Genomic DNA, 11,004 nt, shown 5'->3' with positions numbered 1-11,004 from the left:
TCTCATTTTTGAAAAGGCGAAATTACTTCGGGATAAGGTAGTCATTGACCGGGACAATGGAGAGAAGGGGTATATCGAATTCATCAACCAGGAGCAGTGGTGCAAGAATGAATACCAGGTTACGCATCAGATCACCATGGAAGGGACCTATAAAAACAGGTATGATGTTACCCTTTTGATTAATGGCCTGCCCCTGGTACAAATTGAGCTTAAAAGAAGAGGGCTGGAGCTCAAAGAGGCATTTAACCAGACCAACCGCTATCAGCGCCATTCCTTTGGAGCCTCCAACGGGCTCTTTCAATACTTGCAGTTGTTTGTAATTTCCAATGGCGTAAACACGAAATATTACGCCAATAATCCGGTGATCAAGCAAGACTTCAAGCAAACCTTTTTCTGGGCCGATAAAGACAATAAAAATATCACCCGTCTGGATGCTTTTGCTGATGCTTTTCTGGAGCCCTGTCAGTTATCAAAAATCATCACCCAGTACATCGTACTCAGTGAGGCCAAAATCCTGATGGTCCTGCGACCTTATCAGTATTTTGCCACGGAGGCGATTGTAAATCGGGTAAAAAAAGGAACGAAAAACGGTTATATCTGGCATACGACCGGCTCCGGTAAAACCCTGACGTCTTTCAAAGCCAGTCAGATATTGTGTAAGCTTCCGGAAGTGGCTAAGGTCCTTTTTGTCGTGGACCGCAAGGACCTGGACTTTCAAACCATACGGGAATTTAACCAATTCAAAAAGGATTCGGTAAACGGCACCAGTGACACCAAATCCTTGGTGGAGCAACTGGAAGGACAGGACAAACTGGTCGTTACCACCTTGCAGAAATTAAATAATGCCATCAGTAAAAATTACTGGGCCAAAAAACTTGCGCATCTACAGGATCAAAAGGTGGTCTTCATTTTTGATGAGTGCCACCGCTCTCAATTTGGAGACACTCACCAGCGAATAGTGGAGTTCTTCCCAAAGAACCAGATGTTCGGATTCACCGGAACGCCAATATTCGCAGAAAATGCCAGCAGACAGCGGGTAGCCGCCTCCAACCTGGGGGATCAAAAGCACTTGGGATCTGTACAGCGAACGACCAAGGACCTATTTAAAGAATGCCTGCACAAATATGTCATCACCGATGCGATCAAGGATGATAATGTGCTCCGTTTTGCGGTGGAATATGTGGGACGCTATCGCCGTAAAGAAAGCGCTTCTGAAATCGATATTGAAGTGGAAGATATCGATACCCAGGAGTTGATGAATGCTCCGAAGCGCCTGGAAAAAATTGTGGACTATATCATCGCGCATCACCCGAAGAAGACGCACCACGGCTTCTATACCGGCATGTTTTGCGTGAGCTCTATTCCGCAGCTGGTTCAATATTATGAGCTTTTCAAACAGCGAAAGGCGGAGGGAAAACATAAATTCAAAATCGCCACGATCTTCAGCTATGGGGCGAATGAAGATGATCAGGATGTGGCCGATGGTTATGAAAACCCCAAATTCGAAAGCGGCTATAATATGGAAGAGCAGCCGGTAGCCATGGCCGCTGAGCCAGTAGCGACCTACAAAACTTCCCATAGCAGGGACAAGCTGGAGGAATACATTCAGGACTATAATGCGGAGTTCAAGACTTCCTTCAGCACCAAAGACAGCCAGTCTTATTATAATTACTATAATGATATTTCGAAGCGTGTAAAAAATAAGCAGGTGGATATTTTACTGGTGGTCAATATGTTTCTGACCGGATTTGACAGTAAAACATTAAATACGCTCTATGTCGATAAAAACCTAAAATACCACGGTCTGATTCAGGCCTATTCCCGCACGAACCGCATCCTGAGCGAGAAGAAATCTCAGGGGAATATTGTCTGCTTCCGGAATTTGAAAAAGGCAACGGATGAAGCCATTGCCCTATTCTCCAATAAGGATGCCCAGGAGATCATCTTCGTGGAGCCTTACGAAAACTATGTGGCCGATTTCCAAAAGGCGCTGGACAAATTAAAAAGCATCGCTCCTACGGTCGAAAGTGTGGATGACCTCAGTACTGAAGAGCAAAAACTGGAATTTGTACTTGCCTTCAGGGACCTGATTCGCCTGAAAAATATCCTGACCACCTTCGCTGATTTTGACCATGATGAGATTGGCATGGATGAGCAGACTTTTGTGGACTATCAAAGCAAGTACCTGGATATTAAGGACAGTACCGCGGTAAAGGGGGAAAAGGAAAAAGAATCTATCCTACATGATGTGGATTTTGAGCTGGAGCTCATCACCACGGATATCATCAATGTGTCCTATATCATGAACCTGCTGATGGCGCTTCATGGGGATACGCCGGAAAAAAGAGAGGCCGAGCGCAAACGAATCGTGGATATGATGGCCGGAGATGTTACCCTGCGTTCGAAGAAAGAGCTGATTGATAAATTCATTCAGGAAAATCTTCCTTTGGTGGAAGACGCTCAGGATATCCCGGAAGTCTTCGAACAGTTTTGGGACAAGGAGAAAGTTGCTGCTTTCACCACCATCGCCTCTGAGGAAAAATTAGCGCCTGAAAAACTCGATGGCATGATCCAGCATTACCTCTATTCGGATAAAAAACCGCTTCGGGAGGATATCGTCGATGCCCTTTCTTTCAAACCCAAAATTCTAGAGCGTAAGAAGATCGTGGAACGGGTAACGAACAAGATGATGGGCTTGGTGGATACCTTTTTTAAGGGGATGAATTGATTGAGTCTCCGGGCTTTTAATCCGAATGATTCAAAGCCCGGAGGTTCTTCTCTGTATTTCCAATCTGTTAAACTGCTCTGATCAGTTCCAATAGACGGAACATTTCCGTTTTAGCCTGTGCCATCTCCTCAATATTGAATTCCCCTAATCCGCTCGCCCTTTCAATGGCAGCTACCTGCTCCGTTACTAATTTTTGGTATAAATTCTGTCGGCCCTGCTTATAGTATCGTTCACTTTTTTCGTAATCTTCCAAAGGGGTTCCTCTGAACTCCCGGATAAGGCTATTGTAATCTGAAAAATACCGGCTTGTATTTTTGTAATGCAACAAATACCAGAACTCCAGACAAGGCGTATTCACCAGCAAATGCACCCGGTCCATAGAACTAATTCGTTGAAAATAGCCCCTGAACTCTTCCACTGGTGAGGGTGAGCTTCGTCCTGACTTTCGTTCCCATTCCGCCTGCTCTTTCAATACCACATCCAGGTCTACCAGCCAAATGACTTTATCGTAAATCCGATCATTTTCAAGCACCAACTCAAACTGATCCGCCATTTTCTTTTTCTTAGGCAACTCGGGTTTGATATCAATATGGCGAAGCCCCTCATGCTGCTTCATCAGCTGCAAATACCAAATTTCTGTTTCACCATCCACAATAACAGAAAACTTGGGTTTCGCGGCCCTTCTATTGCGATTCGCTCTTCCTCTACTCATGCTCAAAATCTAAAAAGTAGTCATTCAGTTGAGGGGTTGCTCCAAGCTTCCCGATCTTATAGGCGTTGTAGACGGAGCTAGTATTCCGGATAGTCTCAGAGCCGAAATCATCCAGCGCATATAAATCCACCACCCCTGTATCTTCCGCCTTCTCGGTAAACCAAATGGTGTCATTGCGGAGCAAATCTTTCTCCAAAAACAGCTCCCGGTTATGCGTGGTCGCAATAAGCTGGGCGTCCTTACTATTGGTTAAAAAGGTGAGCAAAAAGAATTTCAATAAATCCGGATGCAGTGAGGAGGCTATTTCATCAATAGAAAAAATCGAGGAGGTCCGGATCATCATTTCCAAAACTCCGCTAAACTGATAGTAGCGCTGAGTTCCCCGTGACTCCTGTGCATACTCCAACGGAAAACTTTGTCCATTCACCTCATGCTCAAAAATCAGCCGGGTATTATTGATCTTCTGTTTTTGTTTCAGGTTTTCAAATTGCTGCTTAGTTGCCCTTTGCTCCAAAAAGTTGAGCAGATCATCTGTAACCTCAATTTCCTGCTTCTCAAAACGAATATTGGAAATATTGAAATCTGCCTTTTTAAGGATGGTCGTTAAACGGTCTTTCTGAATAATTCCTGCCTCAATTTTTTCAGAGATGTAAGTATATAAATCCGTGGACGGCAATACTATCGGCTTCAACGCATTTCTAAACCAGTCATGAACACTTTGTAATTCGGAAGAATCAAAATTAGTCTTCAAATAACCGCCCAAAACGGTATTATTCCAGAGCGTATTCGCCACCAGGCTGGTTTTATATTCCTTACTGACTTTGATTTTCGAACCAAAGCTTATTTCCGCCAATTGCTTTTCCGCATCCGTTGTTCTGGAGAAAACCTTCGCCTTATTGGGCGAAAAGAAGTGGAGTGACTCGCTCATCACCGCCTGAGGGCTTACTTCCAGCTCATACAGATAACGTACCTCTTCATAGACAAACTCCAGACTAAAGAAAGAGACGCCATTTCTGCTCTCCTCATCCAGCATAAAAGGGGTCAGCTGAATACGCTCATCCCGGGTGCTCAAAGGATATAGCACCAGATTTCGCACAAAATCCAATGCCTCCAAAACCGTGGTTTTACCGGAAGCATTCGCCCCGAAGATCAGGCCCATTTTAAGGATTCGCTTTCCGGCTTTTTCACTCACATAATAGTTCTCCAGTTCGTCGGATTTCCCCGCTTCAAAGGATAAACACACTTCATCCCGAACAGCCTTAAAGTTTGAAAACTTAAAATTTACGATCATTTTACCTTAATTTTTGTAAGTCGTTTACAAAATTAACGTAAAAAATGGTTTTAGGTAATTATCATTTAAATAAATAGACCGACTTCATGTTAAAAACCTATAGCTGATCTTGAAGCCTAACGGTCGTTTTGCTTCCGATATTGAGCATACACCTGCTCCATATTGCGCTGGTCGAGTTCCTCATTGGTGAATGTTTCCTGACTGTCCTCGCAATAATAATATTGATAGACCACCTCAAAAGACTTGTTACGATAACTCAAAAGGGTAAGCGACTGCTTCAATTGCATTGGCTTGCCGGTAAATGGACTGTTCATCATACTAAAGTTAATCGCTGTTCGGGCCTTAAACCGAAGTGAAACCCATAAAACAAAAAACCTCCCAAAGTGTGCTAGTCCGAAAACTAAGCCTGGGAGGTATATTCTTCTATCAAAAACCAGCGCCTGGCTGATTTTTGGGCTACTGCCAGATAAAATTTTATAGTGCAGCGTACAAGCTTAAGAAGCACGGGGCACTGTGTCACAAAAGTAGCAACATTATTTATAATTTGCTACGTCTTTTGGCTCGTATCTCTTTTAGTCGAACCACGGCCTGCTCCTTCAATTGCCCACGGTTGGCTTGCCGTTCTTTGACTTCCTGCTTCCATCGTTCGCCATCCGGATTCACGAGGCATTTAAATTTTTCTAAGTTATTCATTGAGATGCGTAATTTCCTCCCTCTTTTTCTTCCGAAAACTGAGCGACACCATGCATTATCGTAACTCCTGAGCCTGACTTACCTTCTTGATCGCAATATCAATATACCTATCATTGGCAAACATATTGCTCTTACGGGAACTCCATTCGTTTAGATGTCCTTTGATTTTTTCCTTGTCAAAGGTTTGATGTTCATTACACAAATAATCTACAGAGGACAAAAGCTCCAAAGAGAAATCCGAATAAAATCCTGCCAGATAATCGGTTGTTTTATGGGCTATTTTGGATAAATCCGGATCTGAAGAGATATATTGATTCACTTCAGGCAGAGCATCTGCGACCAAAGATAAGGCCTCAAAAGGTTTCTTGCTCATATCCGAATAGCCTGTGATATAACTTCCGTTAAGCGCATGCAGTATCCTTTTTATTTTCCCTGAATAGGGTCCGTAGAAATAAGGCTGAAAATCTAATTTGAAGTATTTTCCAGCACCAAATCGGCTTAGAAAATAACATACTTTCTCTGCGGAAAACTCCGAAACCATTCCCTCATTCCGAACTAAATCATACAAGCCATGCAACATCAAGGCCCGTGCTGGTGTAAGCTTTACTCGCTCTTTCTTCATCACTTCCCTTATCGCTGTATTAGGCTCAAATATGGTTACATCCAGGTCTGTTCCCTGCAACTTATTTTCAATAATCTCTTTCAACTGATGTAAATTTAATCCCCAGCGCCCCATTACCGCATTGCTATTATCAAAAATGGGATTCAGAAGGGATTATTTCTATCATAACCCCATGAATACAAGGCTGGAAAAACTTTTTTAATACATTTCAGTTCTAAAATAAGCAAAAGTAAACGTTTTTACTTACTTTTGCCCTTGAGTTCATCCTTCCAATCGGAGGAAAGAAATCGGAAAACGCCACGCCTTGAAGCATGGCGTTTTTTGCGTTTAATGGAGTTGGTTCAGCTTACGCTTCATCTTTTTTCTAATTTTATCTCTTTGAGCATCCTTCCCCTTAAGGTGATAGGCAGTCAGTAAATAATAAGCTGAACCATTTCTTTTAGGCTCTAAAATAATAACATAACGCTCATCGTGGTCATAAAGATAAGTTCTGATCCCTTCTGGCTCTTTAACCGAAAAAGAGTCTATTTTTGCTGGAATAGTCAACTCGATATGATGTTTTACCCAATGTAGTCTTTTGGATCTGTCTGGATCATAACGTCTATGTCTACTGCCCTTTTCCATTACCGTCGTCAGATGAGCAAATAGCGTATCCATTGTATCTTCTCCATCCTTTGGCGTTGGTTCTATAACCTTACTATTGAAGAGCAACTGTACATTCGCAAAATCCCTATCAAACACACCTCTCAACGAACGAACCCTCTCCCCTGCAGAAAAGGCATCTAAATCCAGCAGGTCGTTATATGTCTTAAGTAAATTTAATGGCATAGCTTATTTCAAGTCAATAAAAAATAAATTGACCTTCTCCTCTCCATAAGGTGAACTCCCATTAAGGTCATGATCACAATGTTTTTGAACCAGCTTTATCAAATCAGTTTTAGCCTTCACTTTCTTATCTGCATCATTATGATGGTAGGAAAGCAGTCCAGAGATAACATCAGCCAATTGAAGTAAGATACTTTCATGAGAACGGATATTTTGAACATTTCTAAAAACCCCGTACTTCGTATTCAAGATCTCTTTTAATTTATTGACCTTATAGGCACTGAGCGTATCTTTTATGTCAAGGTACACATTGTAAAAATAAGTCGAATTAATCTTATGATTCAGAAGCTGATAATACATCTTATAATAAAAATCATCATAAGACTGCCCGTAATCCTCATTCCGTATTTGATGTTTATTGACCATAACAGCCCTAAACTTCAAGTCGGTGTCAAAAAAATACTCTAATAGCTCTTTGTAAAATTCATATTGAGAGGAAGATACATTAGACCATTTTATCTCTGCATAAAAACGATGCTTCTTTTTTAGCTCCTTAATCCGCTCATGATGACGTTTCACCTGATTATAGGCAGAACTAACTGAACCCAATACCATAAACTGTTTATGGTCATTTTCGAGATGAGAACTTTCGTCACAGTAAATATTAAAAGTTTTTGACATTTTCTTATACTCTGATTTTACACAAACATCCCCTGCAAAAGCCCCTTCTTAAACGCCCTGCTCTGCGCCAACTGCTCTCCTACACCCGCAATCTTATCATCAATAGCCGATAGGAAGGATGCGATTTTTTGTTGTTCGGGGAGTGTAGGGAAAGGAAGTTTAATATTCTCAAAATCGGTTTTATTAATTAATGGCACTGCCTGTTCTCCCGCTAACTTCTTTATTTTAAGTGCATTTTTCTCCAGTAGAAAGAATAAATAATGCGGTGAACTATCAACATGAGAAATGACTGAGTTTATCTGTTGATTAGTAATACAATCTCTTGATGCCTGACCAACCTTACCTATCGTCGATCCAATACAAACAAACAGTACACTATCTTTGGGTATTATTCGCCCTTTGCTAAATCCTTGCTTAGTTAATGTAGTTTTAGTCTTGAGGATAAACCTTTTAGAACCAATATCAAAAGGAGATACAAAAAAATAATCACCGTTGTAATATTCTTGATTCTTGGTCGAAGGAGTATTTCCTGTAACAACCTTACCAACATCCTTTATTTTCTTCTCCTCCCAAGCCGGAAAATCATTTCCATCCTCATCCTTGAAGCGGATTTGCTGAGAGAAAAGCTGTTGCATGACGCCTTTTTTGTACTGCTCCAGCAAGCGCTTCTTTTCCTCCAGTGCGGAGATTTTCTCATCTACCTTTCCGAGGAAAGTGGCTATTTTTTGTTGTTCGGGGAGGGAGGGTATTTGAATTTTAATTCCATGAATATTGTTCCTATTTAACGTTGGTACAGATGTGGATGCATCATATTTTTTTAAGTCAAACCTCAAAAGAAATTGATAGACATATTTTAAAGAATTCGAATAATAATCTTTAACCCATAAAGTCGTATCATGAGGCCAAAAATCTCCTTCTGTATAAAAAACTTTACCAACGATTCCTTTTCTGCCCGTAACAATTCCTGGTCCTTCTACTTTGGCGATGTTATGCCAATATGCTATACCTGAAGAAGAAATAACGGGAACCTCCCCTTCCTTTCGATTTTTCTCAGTAAGATCAAATCCACGTTGAAAGAAACAAAAATCTTTAAATTTTATTGTTTCCCATTCATTCCCAAACTCCGGAAACCTCAACTTCGGTACCATCACTTTCTCCATCTTAAAAAGGGGTTTTGATGTTCAAATTCATTTTTTGCCGAATCACTGCCTTTTAAAAGCAGTCCTCCAAGTATTTTCATTCGGTTATTTTCTTCGATGGTTGTATTCATCATGATGGTTTGTTTTCAGGTTCAAAGGTAGGAACGGTTCGGCCGGCGGCGATGATCTCTCGTTCACAGAAAAGGGTCAATCCCCAAAACATTACACTAATGGTATTCCTGGTCTGCTGCTCCAGCTTTAGGTCTTTCAGCCGAAAATAGATAAAACTATTGAACAGCAATGGAAATTTATCATGCTTGAATCTGTCAATAAACTCAAACACCAACTCATCTGAAAAAATGGTCTCCCCAAAAGGAACGTTAAAAAACTCACGCACCTCAAAGAGTGTTCCCATCAACCTACTGGCAGGCAAATCGAGCCCTTTAAGTTCCTTTTTCAACAAATTCACATAGGCCGTCATTGCGGATGCACACTCTAATACAGCCGAAGGCTCATCGTTGAGCTCCTCCATGATGGATTTTGAGAAACTAACCAGGGCCTCCGATCGCAAAGTCAGCCATTGGCGGAGCAACAACCTTAAGCCCAAAAACTGATAGTTTTGATTCATTTTTTTTAATAAAGGCGCTAAGTAGGTCAAGTCCTCCTCATTTAATCCTCTTTCGTCCATAGCTAAAATGGGGTCTTTATCCCTAGTTCCTTACAGAAATCCGCAATATCGCTATCCAGTGTTGCCATCTTTTGATCGACCGCCTGCAACTGCTGACTTACCGCTTCCAGATCCACCGGTTCCTCTTCCTCAAAAGTATCCACATAGCGGGGAATATTCAGGTTATAGTCGTTCTCTCGAATCTCTTCCAGGCTCGCATGATAAGCGTATTTATCTACTGTCGTTCTTTGCTCATAAGTGCTGATGATGCGCTCAATGTCTTCCTCCCGTAGTTGGTTCTGGTTCTTCCCTTTTTCAAAATGCTGGCTGGCATCAATGAACAAAACGCTGTCATCAGCCTTACGACATTTTTTAAAGACCAAAATACAGGTCGGAATAGAGGTGCCATAGAAGATATTGGCCGGCAAGCCAATCACGGCATCCAGATAATTACAATCTTCAATCAAATACTGTCGGATATGTCCTTCCGCCGCTCCACGGAACAATACCCCATGCGGTAAGACCACGGCCATGGTCCCGTTCTCCGCCAGTTGGGAGATCATATGCTGTACAAAGGCATAATCCGCCTTGGTTTTAGGGGCCAGCTTGCCATAAGCCGAAAAGCGATCATCGGAAAGGTGAACGGCATTCGCAGACCAGTTGGCAGAAAATGGCGGATTGGCTACCACTGCTTCAAATTCCATCCCCCGGTGCTCCGGATGCTCCAGCGTATCTTCCTGCTTAATGTCAAAATCACGGAAATGAACATCATGCAGCGTCATGTTCATACGTGCAAGGTTGTAAGTGGTACGGTTCATCTCCTGCCCGTAGAAATGGTCCACCCGCGCCCCGTTTTTCTTCATCTCTCTGGCTACCCGCAACAGCAGGGAACCGGAACCACAGGTCGGATCATACACCGACTTCAACTGCGACTTACCGGAAGTGACCAAACGCGCCAAAATAGTGGATACTTGCTGTGGCGTATAGAACTCCCCGGCCTTCTTTCCGGCACCACTGGCAAACTGCCCGATCAGGTATTCATAGGCATCGCCCAGTACATCAATCTCGGTATCTTCCAGCTGGAAATCAATCTCCGCCAAATGCACCAACACCTGCACAATCAAATCATTCTTTTGCGCTTCGGTACGGCCCAGCTTACTGGAGGTCAAATCCAGATCCTCAAACAGTCCACCGAAATCATCCTCCGACTCCGTGCCCATGGTGCTCTGCTCAATGGCACGCAACACCTTGCCCAGATCTTCCAGTATGAATCCGCCTTCCGTCTGCTTGCCTCTGGCCACCATGGCCGCAAACAGCTCCTGTGGTTTCAGAAAATAACCCAATTGCGCCAGTGCCTCTTCCTTCACCGCTTCCAGATACTCCTTCCCCTCTTCGCTGTTTTCGTCCAGACTCGCATACTGAATACCGTCCTCCGCCAAAATCTGATTGGCGTACAGGTCCATCTTCTCCGAAAGGTATTTGTAAAAGATAAAACCCAATATATAATCACGGAATTCATCCGCATCCATCTTACCGCGTAAAGTATCGGCAATCTTCCAAAGCTGTGCTTCCAGCTGTTGTTTATGTGCTGCGCCCATCGGCTGTATTTCCTTTATCGTTATCAAAAAATCAGGGGATGAAGATAG

Annotated in this window: 11 protein-coding genes; 1 reads left to right on the top strand and 10 read right to left on the bottom strand. The window is 42.6% G+C overall.

The window, feature by feature from the left end; translation table 11 throughout:
* A partial coding sequence (locus AAA970_RS26975) for a type I restriction endonuclease subunit R (protein WP_338240065.1) occupies positions 1 to 2,728 on the top strand: 2,728 nt, incomplete at its 5' end.
* A 67-nt stretch (positions 2,729 to 2,795) separates the two neighbouring features.
* Here AAA970_RS26975 and AAA970_RS26970 read toward each other — a convergent pair.
* The 10 genes from AAA970_RS26970 to AAA970_RS26925 all read right to left on the bottom strand — a co-directional run bounded on the left by AAA970_RS26970 (position 2,796) and on the right by AAA970_RS26925 (position 10,956).
* Entirely contained in the window at positions 2,796 to 3,440 is a 645-nt protein-coding gene (locus tag AAA970_RS26970; protein ID WP_338240064.1) for an RloB family protein, read from the bottom strand.
* On the bottom strand, positions 3,433 to 4,731 hold the full coding sequence (locus AAA970_RS26965; protein ID WP_338240063.1) for an AAA family ATPase: 1,299 nt from the start codon (positions 4,729 to 4,731) through the stop codon (positions 3,433 to 3,435). The genes AAA970_RS26970 and AAA970_RS26965 overlap by 8 nt, the downstream gene beginning before the upstream one ends.
* A gap of 116 nt (positions 4,732 to 4,847) precedes the next feature.
* Positions 4,848 to 5,048 carry a hypothetical protein gene (locus tag AAA970_RS26960; RefSeq protein WP_338240061.1) on the bottom strand — a complete coding sequence of 67 codons (201 nt, stop codon included), beginning with the start codon at positions 5,046 to 5,048 and terminating at the stop codon, positions 4,848 to 4,850.
* 220 nt (positions 5,049 to 5,268) lie between these two features.
* Complete coding sequence (locus AAA970_RS26955; protein WP_338240060.1) at positions 5,269 to 5,424, bottom strand: hypothetical protein; 156 nt, start codon at positions 5,422 to 5,424, stop codon at positions 5,269 to 5,271.
* A gap of 55 nt (positions 5,425 to 5,479) precedes the next feature.
* The gene (locus tag AAA970_RS26950) at positions 5,480 to 6,130 is read right to left on the bottom strand and encodes a hypothetical protein (protein WP_338240059.1); all 651 of its coding nucleotides are present in this window, start codon (positions 6,128 to 6,130) and stop codon (positions 5,480 to 5,482) included.
* Between the two features lie 243 nt (positions 6,131 to 6,373).
* The gene (locus tag AAA970_RS26945) at positions 6,374 to 6,874 is read right to left on the bottom strand and encodes a hypothetical protein (protein WP_338240058.1); all 501 of its coding nucleotides are present in this window, start codon (positions 6,872 to 6,874) and stop codon (positions 6,374 to 6,376) included.
* 3 nt (positions 6,875 to 6,877) lie between these two features.
* Positions 6,878 to 7,552, bottom strand: a complete 675-nt coding sequence (locus AAA970_RS26940) for a DUF3800 domain-containing protein (protein WP_338240057.1) — start codon at positions 7,550 to 7,552, stop codon at positions 6,878 to 6,880.
* A 17-nt stretch (positions 7,553 to 7,569) separates the two neighbouring features.
* Positions 7,570 to 8,712 carry a restriction endonuclease subunit S gene (locus AAA970_RS26935; protein WP_338240056.1) on the bottom strand — a complete coding sequence of 381 codons (1,143 nt, stop codon included), beginning with the start codon at positions 8,710 to 8,712 and terminating at the stop codon, positions 7,570 to 7,572.
* Between the two features lie 109 nt (positions 8,713 to 8,821).
* Positions 8,822 to 9,379, bottom strand: a complete 558-nt coding sequence (locus AAA970_RS26930; protein WP_338240055.1) for a hypothetical protein — start codon at positions 9,377 to 9,379, stop codon at positions 8,822 to 8,824.
* A gap of 2 nt (positions 9,380 to 9,381) precedes the next feature.
* The gene (locus tag AAA970_RS26925) at positions 9,382 to 10,956 is read right to left on the bottom strand and encodes a type I restriction-modification system subunit M (protein ID WP_338240066.1); all 1,575 of its coding nucleotides are present in this window, start codon (positions 10,954 to 10,956) and stop codon (positions 9,382 to 9,384) included.
* Positions 10,957 to 11,004 lie beyond the last annotated feature (48 nt).

Source organism: Persicobacter diffluens (genome assembly GCF_036244895.1).
Lineage (GTDB): Bacteria > Bacteroidota > Bacteroidia > Cytophagales > Cyclobacteriaceae > Persicobacter > Persicobacter diffluens.
Note: the sequence above shows the minus strand (reverse complement) of the source record. Positions and strands in the feature narration are given on the sequence as shown.